Source organism: Halobaculum marinum (assembly GCF_029338555.1).
GTDB classification, from domain to species: domain Archaea; phylum Halobacteriota; class Halobacteria; order Halobacteriales; family Haloferacaceae; genus Halobaculum; species Halobaculum marinum.
Window position 1 is genome coordinate 1,820,775 of sequence record NZ_CP119989.1, and the last position, 16,963, is coordinate 1,837,737.

Genomic DNA, 16,963 nt, shown 5'->3' on the forward strand with positions numbered 1-16,963 from the left:
CGATGGGGAAGGTCGCCGCGAAGATGAAGGTCATGCCGCAAAGTCCCGAGATCGACCTCGACGAACTCCAGCAGAAGCTGGAGGAGTCGCTCCCGCAGGGAGCGGAGATCCGTACCGTCGAGCGTGACGACGTCGCGTTCGGCCTCGTCGCCCTCCTGCCGATGGTCGTCGTCCCCGACGACGCCGGCGGAACGGAGGCCGTCGAGGAGGCGTTCTCCGGCGTCGAGGGCGTCGAGTCCGCGAAGGTCGAAGAAGTCGGCCGCCTGTAAGCCGGCCACTCGGGGACCGCGCCCGGTCCCAATTTCTCGCAGTTCACCAGACCCACCAGCCGAGCCGGTAGCTCGGCGACCTCGGCCGGCGTCGCGTGTTACGATTCGAAACTCGAAACCGCGAGACGGCGCCCCATCCGGGCGAAGGGTTAATCACTCCCCGCCGTCAGGCTACGTCAGACATTCACATGGGGATGTACGACCGAATCCTCGTTCCGACTGACGGCTCCGACGGCGTCGAGCGCGCGGTCCGCCACGCGGTCGACCTCGCGGTCGAGCACGGGGCGACCGTCCACGCGTTGTACGTCGTCAACTCGGCGTCGTACGCGGGGATGCCGATGGAGTCGAGTTGGGAGGGGATCGACGAGATGCTCCGCAGCGACGCCGATGACGCCGTCTCGCTCGTGGAGGCGCTCGGCGACGACTACGAGGTCCCGGTCGAGACGGCGGTCGTGGACGGGTCGCCGAGCAGAGAGATCGTCCGCTACGCCGAGGACAACGACTGCGACCTGATCGTGATGGGCACACACGGCCGCGGCGGGATCGATCGGCTCCTGCTCGGAAGCGTCGCAGAGAAGGTCGTCCGGGCGTCGAACGTGCCGGTGTTGACGGTGCGCGTGACCGACCGGAACTGACCGACCGGACTCGGCCTCTCCTCGCGGGTTCTCGCGTGTTCACTCCGCCGCCGGGCGGAGGTGCTCGCAGTCACCCGCGGTCACGCGAACCGTGTCGTCGCCGGTGTCGACGAGGAGCGCGCCGGGGAACTCGACGCCGACGGCCTCGCCTTCGACGACGCCGCCGGGCGTGTCGACACGGACGCGGCGACCGACCGTGTCGGCGTACTCCTCCCACGCGTCGACCGCGCCGCGGAGGTCGCCCCGGAGCGCGTCGAACTCCTTGACGATCCGTTGGACGAGCACGTGCCTGTCGACCGGGTCGCCGCGCTCGGCGAGGAGACTCGTCGCGTCAGCGTCCGGTGGGAGGTCGGCGGGGTCGACGTTCGCGTTGAGGCCGACGCCGATCACGAGCCACGAGACGCGGTCCGCCTCCCCCTCCATCTCGGTCAAGATCCCGCACAGTTTCCGCCCGCCACGCTCGCCGCCGTCGCCGACCAACACGTCGTTGGGCCACTTGATCCGTGCGTCGACGCCGGCCTCCCGGCAGGCGCGCGTGACCGCGACCGCCATCGCGAGGGTGTACGCCGGCGCGTGCGCCGGAGGGACCTCCGGGCGACACACAACGGAGAGCCAGACGCCGCCGGGCGGGGACACCCACTCGCGGTCGAGGCGGCCGCGCGAGGCGGTCTGCTCGTCGGCGACGACCACCACGTCGCGAGCACCGGCGGCGGCCACCTCGCGCGCGCGGTCGTTCGTCGACCCGACGCTGTCGTGGTAGTCGACGGCGAACGGGCCGTCCAGGCCGTAGGCGATAGCCTCGCCAGAGTAGCCCGACACGTCGCCCACGACGTACCCGTCGTCGGTGCTGTCGACGGCGAGGCCGGCGTCGCGGAGCGCCTCGACGTGGTTCCAGATGGCGGCGCGCGACACGCCCACCTCGTCGGCGAGCGCCGGCCCCGAGACGGGACCGTCGGCGAGGGCGTCGAGGAGGCGCCGGCGCGTGGCTGGGAGGCCCGCCTCGACGGCGTCGCTCACGGGTCGTCGCGCCCGCCCTTCGCGGACGCGAGTTCGCGGGCCTCACCGTCGGCTCGCACGGTGATCACCGTCGCGTCGAGTTTCCCTTTGAGGAACGACTCGATGTCCGGGTCGGAGAACAGTTTCTGGATGGTTCGGCGCCAGCGACTCGCCTGCTTGGCACCGATCACGACCACCTCGGCCTGCTCGGCGGCGACCTCGTCGAGGATGGTCTCCTCGACGAGGAACCCCCGGCGGACGACGTAGCGGACGTTGGGGAGTCCGCCGAACTCGCGCTCGACCGCGCGTTTGAGGCCGGTGCGGGTCACCTCTTTGCCGTCCTGATACAGATCCACGTGGAGGACGGTCAACTCGGCGTCGCGTTCCTCGGCGATCCGGATCGCCTCCGACAGCGTCGCTCTCGAGTGTTTCGAGAGTGGGTATCGCACCGGCACGACGACCAGCGTCATTGTCGACACGACGCACCGGCCCGTGTAAACACTTCCTCTTGTGACACCGCCGACCTACTGGTCGCCCGCGGAACCGCCCGACTGCGCGGGCGCTCCGGCGCCGGTCGCGACGCCGCCACCGTCTTCGCCGCCGGATACGCGGCGAATCCGCCCTTCGACTCGCGGGTCGATGCCGTGCTCGCGGACGTACGCGGCGAGCACCTCGTGTTGGATCCCGTACTCGCCGGCGCGGTGGTGCTCGTCGATGGCGGGGAACTCGTGGTCCGAGTGGAGGATGTACTCCGGGGTGGCGACGCGGTAGGTGCGGTCCGGGTCGACCGGGTCGCCGCCGACGGTCGCCGAGACGAGTTCCGCGGCGTCGTCGTCCCAGACGATGGCGGCACCACTCAGGTGGCCGTGCCACCAGTCGTCCTCGCCGAAGTCGACCACTGCGGCAGACATCTGCCGGAAGGCGTCGAGCAGTTCCGCACCCGTGAGTTCCACCTCGACGACCGGTTCTTCGAACGGCAGCACCGACAGGAGGTCCGCCAGCGTCACCTCGCCCGCGAGGTCGTGGCCGAGGCGGAGGCCGCCGGCGTTCTGGAGTCCCACGTCGGCGGCGGCCTCCCACCGGTAGGCGTCGGCGACGAGGTTGCCGATTCGACACTCGCCGCCGTGGATGGCCGCCTCGGTGCGCTCGATTGGTTCGGCGACGCGACCCACCGGGTCGTCCAGGCCAGCGGCGGCGATGCGCTCGCGGAGGGCGTCGGCGACCCGTTCGTCGACGGGTGCGCCGTCGGGGCTGTGGCGCGTCACGCTCGCACCGTCGTCGTCGAGCGTCACCTCCAGCACCGTCTCCCCGTTGACCCCCGGGCGCGTGCAGAGGACGCCGTCGACCTCCTCGGCGCGCTCGCTGTGGACGTGCCCGCCGAGCACGAGGTCGACGCCGTCGACGCGCGCGAGGTCGTCGTCGCCGCTCCCGAGGTGAGAGACGGCGACGATACGGTCGACGCCCTCCGCGAGGAGGGTGTCGACGCACGCGCGGGCCGCCTCGTACGGGTCGGTGAACGTCATGTCGGCGGCCATCGGGTTCAGCGAGGGCGTCGTGGGGTCGGTGACGCCGAAGAAGCCGACGCGCTCGCCGTCGACGCGCTCGACCGTCCACGGGACGACGCCCTCGCGCTCGCCGAACGGCTCGCCGTCCTCGTCGCGGACGTTCGCCGACACCCACGTCTGCGGGGAGTCGACGACGACTTCGCGGGCCGCGTCGGGGCCGAAGTCGAAGTCGTGGTTCCCGAACGTCTCCACGTCGGTGTCGACGGCGCGGTAGAAGTCGACCGCTTGTCGGCCCTTCGAGACGGTGGCGGCGACGCCGGGCGACGTGTCGTCGCCCGATCCGACGACGGCGGCGTCCGGGCCGTCGAGGCCGTCGATCAGCCCGGCGAGGCGCCCCGCGCGCTCGGGGTCGTCGTAGACGTTCTCGATGTCGGAGTAGTGGAGGAACCGAGGCATTCAGTCGTTCGTGTGGTGTGCCGTTCTGGGCAAGAACGCTCCGGGTTCGGTCGACACTGGATCAGGTGTTCGGCGACGGCGGTGAGTGCGAGTGGTCGGGTCAGGGGAACGGGTGGTACGCCCGGTCCGGCTCCGGCTCGAACCCCATCGACGCCGACACCGTCTCCAGTCTGTCGCCGAAGAACGGCTCGGCGGTGAACAGGGGTTGCGCCTCGGGGACGAGCACGCGGACGCCTTCGAAGCCCAGCGCGGCCACGTCGCGGGTGGTGAGCCGCGCCGCGTACGCGTCGAGACCGGTGTCGTCGAGGCGGTCGACCACCGCAGCAACTTCGTCGACGCCAGACAGTCCGGCGACTTCCTCGTCGGTGACGTCCGCCGCCGGGAGCGTCACGTCGGGGTCCACGAACTCGTGGACGCGCTCTGGGAACTCGGCGTACGCGCCGATGGCACCCTGCTCGCCGCTCGCCTGGTCGGGCCCCATCGCCCGCAGTTCCATCCAGTTCTGGAGCGCCTCCGCCAGCGCACTGCGCGCGGCCGCCGCGGTGTCCAGGTTCGCCGCCGACCCCATCGCGAAGCGGGGCCACGCGCCCGTCTCGGCGTCGCGGTGGACCGCCACGCCCACGACCGGTACGTCCACGTCCTGCGTGAGCAACAGCGTCGTCACGGAGAGCCCCTCTGCGCTCGCGCGCTTGCGGAGCGCCTCGAACCCCTCGTCGTCGACGGTCAACCCCATCGGTTCGAACGACGAGTACCACGCGAGCATCGACGCGTCGCGCTCGACCGTCTCGTACAGCCCCGACAGGACGGCCTCTGCCGTCGAGTTTCCGAGCCCCAACCCGGTCGTAATCGCGGGTGCGAACCGTTCGGCGGGCGGGGGGAACACGACGAACTCCGCCGGGAGCGACGCGGACTCGTCGGTCGCGAGGTCGACGCCGCTGACCCACGGAATCGGCTCGTCGGGCGCGGGTGTCTCGGCGTCGGTCGGTCGGACGAACCGGTCGACCGGAACCGCGTCGACGACGCCCTCCGTCGGCGCCGAGCGGAGCGCCGACGAACGGTACGTGCCCGCGCAGTAGCGCTCCAGCGCCTCGCCGACGGCCTTCGCGTAGGCGGCGTCCCAGCCGTCGGCGACGCCGGCGGCGAACTCCGCACACCGCACGTCGGCGAACGTTGCGGTGTCGGTCGTCCGCGCGATGTAGTACGGCGCCGGGAACGACTCGCGCTCGCCCACCTCCGTCACGAGGCCGACGCGGTCGTCGACCGCACGGTCCATCCGGTCAACGGCGTCGTCGAGGGCGACCGGGCGGTCGGTCGCCTCGACCTCGAACCCGGTCGGGCCGGCGCCGCAGTCACAGCCGGGCGACGGGAGGAACACCCGCTCGGGCCCGTCCACCTCGACGACCGTCCCCGCGACTGGCTCGCCGGACAGGTGTTGTATCGCTCGGCGACCGGCGAGCGCGCCGGCGAACCGGACGGCGCTGCGGGTCCCTCGCGGCGACGCGTCCGTGTTCGGCACGTTCGCGCGGACGCGGTCGCGCAGACAGTCGTAACAGCCGGAGTCGGCGGAGAAGACGGTGACGGCGGCGTCGAGTCCCTCGATAGGGCGCCCGCCGACGCCGCCCACCTCGACGGCGACCCAGTCGTCGACGAGTCGCGTCGCCGTCCGGAAGGCGTCGTCGCCGGTGGTGCCGACGACGACGGCGAAGTCGAAGCCGTCGAGCAGGCCCACCTCCACCTCCATCACGTTCGCGTCCACGTCGGCGAAGGCGCCTCGAATCGGCTCGACCGCGGGGTCGGGACCGACGATGGCGATGTCCATGCCGCGCTCGTGGTGCGATTCGCACAAAAAGGTGGTCGGTCGGACCGACGCGTCGGACCGCGAACCCCGCCGCGCGTGGTGTCGCAGTTCGTCTCAGTTCAGCATCCGGTAGGCGACGCTCGCCAACTCGTCGCTCCCGGCGGTGCGCAGGCGCTCGTCGCCCAACTTGAGGCGCAGTCGCGGGCGCCCGACGTCGATGGGCACCTTCTCCGTGTCGATGAGGCCCAGGTCCTCCAGCCGGGTCTTCGTCCGCGAGAACGTCGCCTTCGAGGCGATGCCGACGTCCTCGCCCCACTTGCTGATGTCGTACAGGAGCACGTCGTTCTTGGCGGCCACGAGCAGCGAGATGGTGACCTCGTCGAGGCCGTCGCCGTCGCCGCGGGCCGTCTCCAGCGAGTCGAGCACGCTGTCGAAGTCGGCGCGGACCGGTTCGCCGATGTCCTCGTCGAGCGTCGAGCGGACTCGCGAGAGCCCGGGCGTCCGGAGGTTGAACGTCGCGGCGTCCTCCCAGTGGCTGCGGTACGTCTCGTAGGCGTCGGCGACGAACGTCTCGTCGTCTGCCGCCAGGGCGGCGACGTGCTCACCCGCCGAGACGACGGCGTACAGTTCGTCCTCGCCGACGACGAGCGTGTTGTCCGCCCCGTCGTCGAGTTCGCGCAGCGTCATCTGCCCGGCGTCGACCAGGTCGGCGGCGTCGGCGGCGACGAGGAAGTCGTCCATCACGTCCTTCAGCAGGCGGTCGTCCGCGAGGACGTGCAACGTCGGGAGGCCCTCGCCGTATCCGGCCGCGATGTCGATCAGCGACTCGATCACCGTCTCGGTCGGGTCGACCACGACGAGGTCGCCGTCGGCCTCGTCGAGCAGCGCCCGGAGCAGATCCTCCATCGATGATTCGAGTAGGTTCGCGGTCATTGCTATCTACTACAACTCCGGATGGATATTTAATACTAACGGGATTTCCGAGGAATCAAGCACTCTACCGGCAGAATACGACTTCCGGGGGACCGTATAGAAGTCACAGTATACGTGAAATTTAAGTGCAATCAAGTGTTTGAACGACTATGGCACGAGAGAAGCTATCAAGCCGCTTGGTGGACTCGACTCCAGTGAACGTCGCCAGTCGTCACCCGCGGGCAGTGACCACCGCGCTGCTGATGGTCCTACTGCTCCTGTCGGCTGACACCGCCGCCGCGTTCGAGTTCGGCGTCGGCACGCACACCGTCGGTGACGTGTCGCAGGGCCCCTGATCGACGGCGCCGCCCAGTCAGGCCTGACCGAGTGTTGTTTTGAGCGCGTCCGACCAGTGGAGGTCACCGTCGTAGAGGACAGGGTTGTCTGCGTACGCGAGGAAGTCGACGAGCTGTGCGTGGTCGATGGTGAACTCGACCGACTCGCCCAACAGGTGCGTCTCGTCTGATTCCTGCAGGTACGGTCGGAAGAACCCGCCCGTGCTCCACGGGCAGCCCATGAAGATGGTCACGTCGTACCGGCCGTCGTCCCGGTCCTCCAGCGTGATGTCGGCGCCGATGACGTCCTCCGACTGGGTCAGCACGTGCGTGCCGTCGCCGACGACGGCGTAGTCTTTCCCCGTCATGATGCGCCGTCGCGACTTGTCGAGCGCGCGCTCGATGCAGTAGCCGTTCACCATCAGCCGCGCGAACATCGTGCCGACCGTCGCCGCCTGACTGTCGAGCACCTCGTTGAACGTCACTCCCCCGGCGACGCTCCCCTTCCGGATCAGTTCGATGCCCTCGTGGTACGACCCACAGGCGTTGAGGAAGAACGTCTGGGCGTTCGACTCCGTCAGGCTCGACGCCGAGAGGTAGCCGTCGGCGCATCGCAGTCCCTCGCGCTCGCAGTGGCCGATGTAGTGGACGAAGTCGTTGCGCGACTCGAACACCGTCGCGAGTTCGTCGACCGTGAGGTGTTCCTCCAGCGTGATGTCGAGTTCCAGCGCCTCCGCGCGCTCGCGGTAGTGGTCGGCGACCTCGGCGTGCTCCTCGCGCATGTCGCCGTCGTTCAGGATGGCGACCACCGACGTCGGCTCACCCGCGGCGTCGAGGTAGCGGGCACGGTGCTCGTACGCCTCCGGGATGGTCTTGAACGCGTCGATGGGCACCCCGTCTGCGAGCCACCCGTGGGTCCGACCCGGGCCCAGATCCGGCTGGACGAGCTCAACGGAGGCGATATCGCCGGGGTCGGCGCGGTAGAAGTCGTCGAGCGAGTTGTCGAGCCACTCCGTCTCCGCCAGCGCCGTCGCCGACGCGGTCGTGACGTGGGGGACGTTCGCGATCAGGTGTGACAGCGTCGGCACGTGCTCGTACCGCGGGTCGATGGCCATCGAGAGGTGCCACTCGGGGAAGCGGTCGGCGACCGTCTCGAACGGCACCTCGGTGTAGGCGTCGAGGCGCTCGGCGGGGGAGGCGGCGTACAGGCGGTCGGCGTCCAGTCCCAACTCGTCGACCACCGAGGCGACGGCGAGGCCGGAGCCGTACGGGCCGGCGTCGCGGACGACGCAGTCGAGGTAGAAGACGCGTTCGAGCAGCGACCCGACGGCCGACTCGAACGCCGGGAACGGTGGAAGCGGGTGTTCGCCGCCGGGCGTTTCGATGCGCGGGTCAGCGCCCGCTTCGACGGCGACACGCGCGCCGACGTAGTGAGCCAACGGTGCGACAGGGAACAGGTAGTTGAGGTCCGGGGGGACGACGATTCGGCAGTCGGGGTCGCCACACTTCTCGCGCACGGACTCCGGGACCGACCGACGCTCGCCGAACTCGATGCGCGGGGGTCGGCCCCGCATCGTGGGGAACGAGCGGTCGGCGGTCGCGGTGCGGTGGCCCGCCGGCAGGGTCGACAGCGCCTCGGCGACGCCGGCGACCGTCCGCGGCACGGTAACCGACTCCGCGTCGCCCTGCACGGTGGTCTTGAATCCGATCGAGACAGCGGTCTCCGCCGGGAACCGGACGTGGAGACGCTCGTAGTTTGGCTTCTCCAGCGTCGCTGGACCGTCGAAGCGCACGTACGCGTCGACGCGGCTCTCCACGTGGAGGACGTGAGCGCCGTCCGGCACCGACAGCGGGCCCGTCCCCGAGCCCATGTCGACCAGCCCGCCGGTGTCGACGTCCCACACCGGAGCGTACACCGGCGGGAACTCCAGTCGCTCGACCGTCCCCGAGAGGACCACGTTCGGGGTGGACGCGTTCGTCAACCCCAACTCGCGCAGGCCGGCGTCCAGCGAGGGGGCCGTCCCGATCGGTCGCCACCCGTCGGTACCGACCGTGAGCGTGTTCTTGGCGGCGTCGACCGCGCGCAGCCCCTCTTCGGTCGTCTCGACCTTCATCCGAGTGCCCGAACCTGCGAAGTGACTCCATTTAGCCCTGTCGCCGGTGGCTGCCGCGCCGACGGATGGCTTTTTGTCGCCGCTGACCGGAGGCTCGGTATGGAGTATCCCGAAGTCCGCGACACCGATCCTGCCGTCGCCGACGCCCTCGAGGGCGAGGTGCAGCGCCAGCGCGACACCCTGGCGATGATCGCCTCCGAAAACCACGTCTCTGAGGCCGTGCTGGAGGCCCAAGGCAGCGCCCTCACCAACAAGTACGCCGAGGGCTACCCCGGCAAGCGCTACTACGCCGGCTGTGAGTTCGCCGACGACGTGGAGGAACTCGCCATCGAGCGCGCCAAAGAGCTGTGGGGCGCCGAGCACGTCAACGTCCAGCCTCACTCGGGCACGCAGGCGAACATGGCGGTGTACCTCGCGACGCTGGAACCGGGCGACAAGATCCTCTCGCTCGAACTCGAACACGGCGGCCACCTCAGCCACGGCCACCCCGCGAACTTCACCGGCCAACTGTTCGAGGTCGAGCAGTACGGCGTCGACACCGAGACGGGGTACATCGACTACGACGCGCTCGCCGAGCAGGCCGCCGAGTACGATCCCGACATCATCGTCTCGGGCTTCTCGGCGTACCCGCGCGAGGTCGAGTGGGAGCGCATCCAGGCCGTCGCCGACGACGTCGACGCGTACCACCTCGCGGACATCGCTCACATCACGGGGCTGGTCGCCGCGGGCGTCCACGAGTCGCCGGTCGGCGTCGCGGACTTCGTCACCGGGTCGACGCACAAGACGATCCGCGCGGGCCGCGGCGGCATCGTCATGTGCGGTGAGGAGCACGCCTCCGACATCGACTCTGCCGTCTTCCCCGGCGGGCAGGGCGGTCCCCTGATGCACAACATCGCCGGCAAGGCCGTCGGCTTCGGCGAGGCGCTCGAACCCGAGTTCGGCGAGTACGCCCAGCAGGTGATCGACAACGCCGAGGCGCTCGCAGAGTCGTTCGCCGACAACGGGCTAGAGGTCGTCTCCGGCGGCACCGACACCCACCTCGTGCTCGTCGACCTGCGCGAGTCCCACCCCGACACCACCGGCGGCGACGCCGAGGACGCCCTCGCCGACGCCGGCATCGTCCTCAACGCCAACACCGTCCCCGGCGAGACGCGCTCGGCGTTCAACCCCTCGGGCATCCGCGCGGGCACCCCCGCGCTCACCACGCGCGGCTTCGACGAGGAGGACTGCCGCGAGGTCGGCGACCTCATCTACCGCGTCGTCGACAACGTCGAGGACGACGACGTGATCGCGGAGGTGCGCGAGCGCGTCTCCGAGTTGACCGACGAGCACCCGCTGTACGAGTAAGCGCGGCAGTGTGGCGGTCGGCCACACGCCCGCTTCACACCAACACGTTTGTGCGTATTTTCACGGTTCTGTAGCCGCGGTTGTGCACGAACCCGAGGATACTTACGCCTCGCCGTTCCCTCAACGCACATGACCGACATCGACGGCAACGCCGTCGCCGCCGAGATCCGATCGGGCGTCGCCGACTGCGTCGACACGCTCACCGACGCGGGCGTGGAGCCGGCGCTCGCGACCGTGCTGATGAGCGACGACCCCGCCAGCGAGACGTACGTCTCCATGAAGCAGAACGACTGCGAGGAGGTCGGGATGCGCGGCATCCACGTCGACGTCGACGACGACGCGCCCGCCGAGGAGCTGTACGACACCATCGACGAACTGAACGACGACCCCGAGGTCCACGGCATCCTCGTGCAGTTGCCGGTCCCGGACCACGTCGACACCCAGCGCGTGCTCCGGGCTATCGACCCCGCGAAAGACGTTGACGGCTTCCACCCCGAGAACGTCGGTCGCCTCGTCGGTGGAAACGCGCGATTCAAGCCGTGTACGCCCCACGGCATCCAGCGCCTCCTCGCTGCCGCCGACGTGGATCCCGAGGGGAAGGAGGCGGTCGTCGTCGGTCGCTCGGACATCGTCGGCAAGCCGATCGCGAACCTGCTGTTCGGGCGCGGCGAGGGTGGCAACGCGACCACGACGGTCTGTCACTCGCGCACCGAGAACCTCGCCGAGCACACCCGCCGCGCGGACATCGTCGTCGCCGCCGCGGGCGTCCCCGAGATGATCACCGCCGACATGGTGAGCGAGGGGGCGACCGTCATCGACGTGGGGATCAACCGCGTCGAGCGCGACGGCGAGTCGACGCTCGTCGGCGACGTGGACTACGACGACGTGGCGGGGAAGGCCGGCGCCATCACGCCGGTTCCCGGCGGCGTCGGCCCGATGACCCGCGCGATGCTGCTGTACAACACGGTGAAGGCGGCGAGCGAGCAGCACGACGTGGACATCGACCTGCCCTGAGTCGTCACCGCCGGCGACCGAGGAGGTCCGAGCGTTCGTGGGCGTCACTGGCTACTGTCTCCTGCTGACGTCCGACGAAATTCGCTGACCGCCGCCCGTTGGACTTTCAGAACTCCCGACGTATTTGCTCTCTCGACGCTGCCAGCGCGTCGAGGTCGTCGGTGATGAGGTAGCGACCCAACTCGACGGCCGCCGCCACGAGCGCGTCCGCCTCCGCCGGCTCGATGTCGCCTTCCAGCGCCTCGACGCGCTTCGCGCGGTCTCGAACTGCACCCAGCGTCCGCCGGGCCTCGGCGTCGGGGTAGTCGTCGAGGTACGCCGCGACGTCTTGGCGGTACGCGAGGACGGCCTCTGCGGCGGCGAGTCCGCGCGCCTCTCGCATCCGCGGCGGCACGTCCGCCGCGGTCGGCCGCTCGCCGGTGTCGGCGGCGCGGAGCAGACTCGTCACGTACCACTCCTCGTCGTCGGTGACGCCCGGCGAGGCGCCCTCCGGCCCCCGACTACCCATCGTCGCGGCGGCCCGTCCGCCACCCGGGCCGGCGATGCGACCGTACACGTCGGCGGCGTGTCTGAGCTCTGCCGCCGCCAGGTACGCGTCGTCCAGCGGCGCGAGGTCGCCGCCGCGGATGAACCCCCGCTTTCGGAGGTACGTCCGACAGCCCTCTTTGATGTCGTCGACGAGAGCGGCCAGCGGCGTCTCGTCGAGGCGGACGAGCACGCCGTCGAGGTCCAACTCGGCGGGCGTGTCGGTGTGGCGGCGCCGCTCGCCGGTGCCGACGCTCCGCAGGCTCCCGCAGTCGGGACACGCGACGCTGCCCGTCTCGAAGTACGACCACCGCGTCCCGCAGTCCGTACACTCGCGCTCGCCGCGGACTTCCATGCTCGACTGTGTGGCCGGACGCGTAAAAACAGTACACGAAGCGAGACGACTCGTCGGTGCTGCCCGGGTGGTCGCCGCCGCGAACTCCAGTCCGTCTCGACCCCGCTGCCACCGCGTCCACCGTTCACAACAGGGCTGTCAGCAGGCTTCACAGCAGCTATATCTCCGAACGTGACGTAGACATGTCCGTTCCCGAGGGCGTCACAGGGGGAGACGCTCGGGAGCGGGGAACCTATCGACAGCCGTCCACCTGGAACGTTGCGGTCCCCTCGCCCGAAGGGACGCGGCTCGTCGCCCCCGGCACGCTTTTGTCGGCGCCACGGTTGGACCACCTCATGACGTTCTCCATCGCCGCGGTCGACCCCGAGACGGAGGCCGTCGGCGTCGCCGTCCAGTCGAAGTTCGTCTCCGTCGGCGCCGTCGTCCCGTTCGTCTCGGCCGACGCCGGCGCGGTCGCGACCCAGAGCTTCGCGAACGTCGCGTACGGACCCGACGGCCTCGACCGCCTCCGGGAGGGCGACGACGCCGCCGCGACGGTCGAGTCGCTCGTCGAGGACGACGACGAGGCCGAGCGCCGGCAGGTAGGCGTCGTCGGCGTCGACGGGTCGGTCGCCGCACACACCGGCGCCGACTGTTTCGACGTGGCCGGCGACCGCCAGGGCGACCGCTACACCGTGCAGGGGAACATCCTCGCCAACGAGGCGACGCTCGACGCGATGGCCGACGCGTTCGAGACGGCTGACGGGGGCCTCCCGGAGCGACTGATCGCCGCACTCCACGCCGGCAACGAGGCCGGCGGCGACTCCCGCGGCGAGCAGTCGGCTGCGCTGTACGTCGCTAAGCCCGAGGGAGGGTACGACGGGAAGAACGACCGCTGGGTGGACGTGCGCGTCGACGACCACGAGCACCCCATCGACGAGTTGGAGCGGGTGTTCAAAATCTACGACGTGACCCTGCTCGCTCGTGAGGAGCCAGCCGATCCGCAGACACTGTCGGGCGAAGACGCGCTGGCGGTGTCGACGGTGCTCGCTGATCTTGGTTTCCTCGACGCCGACCCGAGGGAGTCGTTCGGCGACCGCGAACGCGACGCCCTGGAGGACTTCCGCGGGATGAACAACTTCGAGAATCACTCGCTGACCGTGATCGAAGACGCGCTCGCCCGTGGGTGGGACGCCGCCGACGGAGACGGCGAGGCGCGACTCGTGGACGCCATCTGGCACGGCCTCCAGCACTACGACCGACTGTGATCTCGCCGTGATCGACTCCACAGCCACACTCACCGACTCGGACCCTCTAGACGGAGGCCCATGACCGACCACCTCGCGACGGCGCAGTTGGTCACGGTACTCCTCGCGTTCGCCGGGGCGGGGATCGCACTCGCGGCGGGGATCGGACTGGTCGCCGTCTACGTCCGCCTCGGCGACGTCGTCCCCGAGGGGGCGACGACTCGCGCGTTCGGCCTGTGGGCGGTCGGTGCGCTCCTCCTCGCGACGGGCACGCCCGGGGCAGTCCGGGGCGGCATCGCCGGCGTCGACACGCTCCAGTCGCTGGCCATCGTGGCGGTCGCGTTGGGTGCACTCGCGGTCGGACTCGCCCCCGTGTACCTGTGGGGGATGGCTCGCGAGACGCCTCCGAATTAGCCGCGCTGGTCGATCAGCAGGTCGATGATGTCGCCCGTCGAGAGCAACTCCCCGTCGTACCGCGGTTCGCGCCCAGTCGCGCGCGTCACCTCGGCGCCGATGCCCGCGTTGGCCAGCGCCGCCGTGAGCGCCTCCTCGTCGTGGTGCTGATCGAAGCCGAGCACGATCACGTCCGGATCGATATCGCGGACGGGGACGAAGAAGTCCTCCGGGTGGCCGAGGTGCGCCTCGTCGACGACCGACAGCGCCCCGACCATGTCGCGACGCTGGCGGTCTGGACACACCGGCTTCGGCTTGTGGGTGACGTTGTCGCGGCGGGCGACGATCACGTGCAGTTCGTCGCCGTGGCGCGCGGCGTCCTCCAAGTAGTGGAGATGCCCGGGGTGGAGGATGTCGAAGGTGCCCTGCGCGAGTGCGACCCGCGGTTCGTCGGCGCCGTCGTCCTCACTCATCGTACAGCTCCGCGTCGATGTCGGTCTGGTCGAAGTCGAAGAACGCCTCGTCGTCGGGGAGGGCCACGTCGAGCACGTCGAGGTCACGAGGGTCGCCGTCGGCGTCGAACGCCCGCCAGCAGTCGCGGTCGTACGGCGCGCCGATGATGATGTGCACCTCGCCCGCGTGGAACGTCGCGAGGTCCGCGTCCGAGGGACGGAGGACGCCGTTCGGGTGCGAGTGGATCGACCCGACCGCGCGCGAGGAGTTGGGCCGCATGTGCTCTTGGACGGTCGCCGACTCCGGCGTCGAGGTGGTGCCGGGGATGACGAGCACGTCGGTGATGACCTGTCCCCGCCGCTCCAGTCCGAGGTCGCGGGCGTCCGTCGCGCGGAGGAAGCCCATGTACTCGTTGGGGTGGGTGTCCCGGGAGGCCTCCAGCGCGAACTCGAGGGTGTCCGCCGCGATGCCGAGCAGGTCGCTCGACCGGAACAGTCGCATTGTCACGAGTCGGGTCGGGCCACAACTAAGCGTGTCGATGCGGGCGGCGAGACGGTCCCTCACGGCGCCGCGTGTCGCGGTTGTCACCCGTCGGTGTGGGGCGCTGTGTCGCCGCTGGATCGATACTACAACCCTTAACACCCGCCGTCACTCACCTCACAGTATGACTGATTCCGCCGCCGGACGTTCCGGCGAGAACGGGGAGGGGGATTCCCGACCCGTGGTCTACGAACTCGACGCTGCGTGCACGCTCACCGACGTGGAAGTCGGTGCGCGCTACCGCGCGGTCGTCAACGGTGTGGTCGACTACGGCGTCTTCGTCGACATCTCCGAGGAAGTGTCCGGCCTGCTCCACGAGTCCAACCTCGACGGGCAGACGTTCGACGTGGGCGACGAACTGGTCGTCCTGCTGGAGGAGTTGAAGGAGAACGGCGACGTGTCGTTCGACCTCGCCGACGTGGACCTCGCCGACGCCGAGGTGCTCGCGGTCGAGCACGAACCGGAAATCACCGCCGTCGCCGACGGTCGCGTGGGTGACCACGTGACCGTCGAGGGTGAGATCACGCAGATCAAACAGACCGGCGGGCCGACCATCTTCCACGTCGCCGACGAGACTGGCGTGCTCGCGGCGGCCGCCTTCGAGGAGGCAGGCGTCCGCGCGTACCCCACCGTCGAGATCGGTGACGTCGCCCGCGTCACCGGCAGCGTCGAGAAGCACAACGGCGCCAAGCAGTTGGAGGTCGACGACGTGTCGGTGCTGACGGGCGACACCGCGGCCGCCGCCCGCGAGCGCCTCGACGAGGCGATGCGCGAACGCGCCGAACCGGAGCCGGTCGACCCGCTCGTCGAGTGGGAGGCGTTCGAGTCGCTCCGCCCGGAACTGGAGGACCTCGCGCGCACGCTCCGCCGCACGGTGCTCGAGGGGCGCCCGATTCGCATCCGCCACCACGCCGACGGCGACGGGATGTGCGCGGCCATCCCGGTCCAACTGGCGCTGGAGAACTTCATCGAGGAGGTCCACGAGGGCGACGACGCAGCGCGGCACAACCTGAAGCGCCTCCCGAGCAAGGCGCCGTTCTACGAGATGGAGGACGTCACGCGCGACCTCAACTTCGCGCTTGAGGGACGCGCCCGCCACGGGCAGAAGCTCCCGTTCCTCCTCATGCTCGACAACGGGTCGACCGAGGAGGACGTCCCCGCCTACAAGAACCTCGCCCACTACGACGTGCCCATCGCGGTCGTCGACCACCACCACCCGGACCCCGAGGCGGTGAACGACCTGCTCGACCACCACGTCAACCCGTACCTCCACGACGAGGACTACCGCATCACGACGGGGATGATGTGCGTCGAACTCGCACGTCTCATCGACCCGAGCGTGACCGACGAACTTCGCCACGTGCCCGCGGTCGCGGGCCTGTCGGACCGTTCGAAGGCCGAGGTCATGGAGGAGTTCCTCGCGCTCGCGGAAGAGGCAGGCTACGACCGCGACGCCATCGAGGACATCGGCGAGGCGCTCGACTACGCCGCCCACTGGCTCCGCTACAGCGAGGGCAAGACCCTCGTGAGCGACGTGCTCAACGTCGGCTCCGACGACGACGAGCGTCACCGCGACCTCGTCGAGTTCCTCTCGACGCGCGCCGCTCGTGACGTTGAGGAACAGCTCGACGCCGTCGAGCCCCACGTCGAACACGAGCGCCTCGACTCCGACGCGCACCTGTACCGCATCGACCTGGAGAACTTCGCCAAGCGGTTCACCTACCCCGCACCCGGGAAGACGACCGGCGAACTCCACGACCGCAAGGTCCGCGCGACGGGCGAACCGGTGATCACCATCGGCTACGGCCCCGACTTCGCCGTCCTCCGCTCCGACGGTGTCCGCCTCGACATCCCGCAGATGGTGACGGAACTGAACGAGGAGGTCGTCGGCGGCGGCGTCTCCGGCGGCGGTCACCTCGTCGTCGGCTCGATCAAGTTCGTCGAGGGGCGCCGCGAAGACGTCATCGACGCGCTCGTCGAGAAGATGGCCGACGCCGAACTCGACGAAGAGCTGTCGACGACGGTCGAACTCGACGACTGAGGCGGACAGCCCTCCCACTCTACCGACTCACGCTCTCGTTGGCGACGCA

Annotated in this window: 17 protein-coding genes; 8 read left to right on the forward strand and 9 right to left on the reverse strand. The window is 69.9% G+C overall.

Features of this window, described 5'->3' with window-relative positions; genetic code table 11:
- The first annotated feature begins 2 nt into the window (after positions 1 to 2).
- Positions 3 to 269, forward strand: coding sequence for an elongation factor 1-beta (locus P0R32_RS09390; RefSeq protein ID WP_276236689.1), 267 nt, complete (start codon positions 3 to 5; stop codon positions 267 to 269).
- Positions 270 to 463: 194 nt separating this feature from the next.
- Positions 464 to 904 carry a universal stress protein gene (locus tag P0R32_RS09395; RefSeq protein WP_276236690.1) on the forward strand — a complete coding sequence of 147 codons (441 nt, stop codon included), beginning with the start codon at positions 464 to 466 and terminating at the stop codon, positions 902 to 904.
- Positions 905 to 943: 39 nt separating this feature from the next.
- Here the strand turns inward: P0R32_RS09395 and P0R32_RS09400 are convergent, their stop codons facing one another.
- The 5 genes from P0R32_RS09400 to tbsP all read right to left on the reverse strand — a co-directional run bounded on the left by P0R32_RS09400 (position 944) and on the right by tbsP (position 6,592).
- Complete coding sequence (locus P0R32_RS09400) at positions 944 to 1,921, reverse strand: biotin--[acetyl-CoA-carboxylase] ligase (RefSeq protein ID WP_276236691.1); 978 nt, start codon at positions 1,919 to 1,921, stop codon at positions 944 to 946.
- The gene (locus P0R32_RS09405; RefSeq protein ID WP_276236692.1) at positions 1,918 to 2,370 is read right to left on the reverse strand and encodes a universal stress protein; all 453 of its coding nucleotides are present in this window, start codon (positions 2,368 to 2,370) and stop codon (positions 1,918 to 1,920) included. Before P0R32_RS09405 ends, P0R32_RS09400 begins: the two co-directional genes overlap by 4 nt.
- Positions 2,371 to 2,424: 54 nt before the next feature.
- Positions 2,425 to 3,861: a bifunctional metallophosphatase/5'-nucleotidase gene (locus tag P0R32_RS09410; RefSeq protein ID WP_276236693.1), complete on the reverse strand. Its 1,437-nt coding sequence runs from the start codon at positions 3,859 to 3,861 to the stop codon at positions 2,425 to 2,427.
- A 100-nt stretch (positions 3,862 to 3,961) separates the two neighbouring features.
- The gene (locus P0R32_RS09415; protein WP_276236695.1) at positions 3,962 to 5,680 is read right to left on the reverse strand and encodes a YcaO-like family protein; all 1,719 of its coding nucleotides are present in this window, start codon (positions 5,678 to 5,680) and stop codon (positions 3,962 to 3,964) included.
- A 93-nt stretch (positions 5,681 to 5,773) separates the two neighbouring features.
- Positions 5,774 to 6,592 carry a transcriptional regulator TbsP gene (gene tbsP / locus P0R32_RS09420; RefSeq protein WP_349770199.1) on the reverse strand — a complete coding sequence of 273 codons (819 nt, stop codon included), beginning with the start codon at positions 6,590 to 6,592 and terminating at the stop codon, positions 5,774 to 5,776.
- A 179-nt stretch (positions 6,593 to 6,771) separates the two neighbouring features.
- Between tbsP and P0R32_RS09425 the strand changes: the two genes are divergently transcribed.
- Positions 6,772 to 6,927, forward strand: a complete 156-nt coding sequence (locus P0R32_RS09425) for a hypothetical protein (RefSeq protein WP_276236696.1) — start codon at positions 6,772 to 6,774, stop codon at positions 6,925 to 6,927.
- Between the two features lie 17 nt (positions 6,928 to 6,944).
- On the opposite strand, the gene P0R32_RS09430 is transcribed toward P0R32_RS09425, so the two are convergent.
- Complete coding sequence (locus P0R32_RS09430; protein WP_276236697.1) at positions 6,945 to 9,020, reverse strand: hypothetical protein; 2,076 nt, start codon at positions 9,018 to 9,020, stop codon at positions 6,945 to 6,947.
- A gap of 99 nt (positions 9,021 to 9,119) precedes the next feature.
- On the opposite strand from P0R32_RS09430, the gene glyA reads away from it, so the two are divergent.
- Both glyA and P0R32_RS09440 read left to right on the forward strand, forming a co-directional pair.
- Positions 9,120 to 10,367, forward strand: a complete 1,248-nt coding sequence (gene glyA, locus P0R32_RS09435) for a serine hydroxymethyltransferase (RefSeq protein ID WP_276236698.1) — start codon at positions 9,120 to 9,122, stop codon at positions 10,365 to 10,367.
- A 129-nt stretch (positions 10,368 to 10,496) separates the two neighbouring features.
- Complete coding sequence (locus P0R32_RS09440; protein WP_276236699.1) at positions 10,497 to 11,381, forward strand: tetrahydrofolate dehydrogenase/cyclohydrolase catalytic domain-containing protein; 885 nt, start codon at positions 10,497 to 10,499, stop codon at positions 11,379 to 11,381.
- Positions 11,382 to 11,487: 106 nt separating this feature from the next.
- Here the strand turns inward: P0R32_RS09440 and P0R32_RS09445 are convergent, their stop codons facing one another.
- Entirely contained in the window at positions 11,488 to 12,261 is a 774-nt protein-coding gene (locus P0R32_RS09445; protein ID WP_276236700.1) for a DUF7117 family protein, read from the reverse strand.
- Between the two features lie 335 nt (positions 12,262 to 12,596).
- Between P0R32_RS09445 and P0R32_RS09450 the strand changes: the two genes are divergently transcribed.
- Both P0R32_RS09450 and P0R32_RS09455 read left to right on the forward strand, forming a co-directional pair.
- The gene (locus tag P0R32_RS09450; protein WP_276236701.1) at positions 12,597 to 13,508 is read left to right on the forward strand and encodes a DUF1028 domain-containing protein; all 912 of its coding nucleotides are present in this window, start codon (positions 12,597 to 12,599) and stop codon (positions 13,506 to 13,508) included.
- 60 nt (positions 13,509 to 13,568) lie between these two features.
- Positions 13,569 to 13,901, forward strand: coding sequence for a hypothetical protein (locus P0R32_RS09455; RefSeq protein WP_276236702.1), 333 nt, complete (start codon positions 13,569 to 13,571; stop codon positions 13,899 to 13,901).
- Here P0R32_RS09455 and P0R32_RS09460 read toward each other — a convergent pair.
- Positions 13,898 to 14,353 carry an FAD synthase family protein gene (locus tag P0R32_RS09460; protein WP_276236703.1) on the reverse strand — a complete coding sequence of 152 codons (456 nt, stop codon included), beginning with the start codon at positions 14,351 to 14,353 and terminating at the stop codon, positions 13,898 to 13,900. The two genes, P0R32_RS09455 and P0R32_RS09460, sit on opposite strands and share 4 nt — an antisense overlap.
- Positions 14,346 to 14,834 (reverse strand): Mov34/MPN/PAD-1 family protein, encoded by a 489-nt coding sequence (locus P0R32_RS09465; RefSeq protein ID WP_276236704.1) that lies wholly within the window; start codon positions 14,832 to 14,834, stop codon positions 14,346 to 14,348. The genes P0R32_RS09460 and P0R32_RS09465 overlap by 8 nt, the downstream gene beginning before the upstream one ends.
- 163 nt (positions 14,835 to 14,997) lie before the next feature.
- On the opposite strand from P0R32_RS09465, the gene han reads away from it, so the two are divergent.
- Positions 14,998 to 16,914: a Hef-associated nuclease gene (gene han, locus P0R32_RS09470; RefSeq protein WP_276236705.1), complete on the forward strand. Its 1,917-nt coding sequence runs from the start codon at positions 14,998 to 15,000 to the stop codon at positions 16,912 to 16,914.
- Positions 16,915 to 16,963 lie beyond the last annotated feature (49 nt).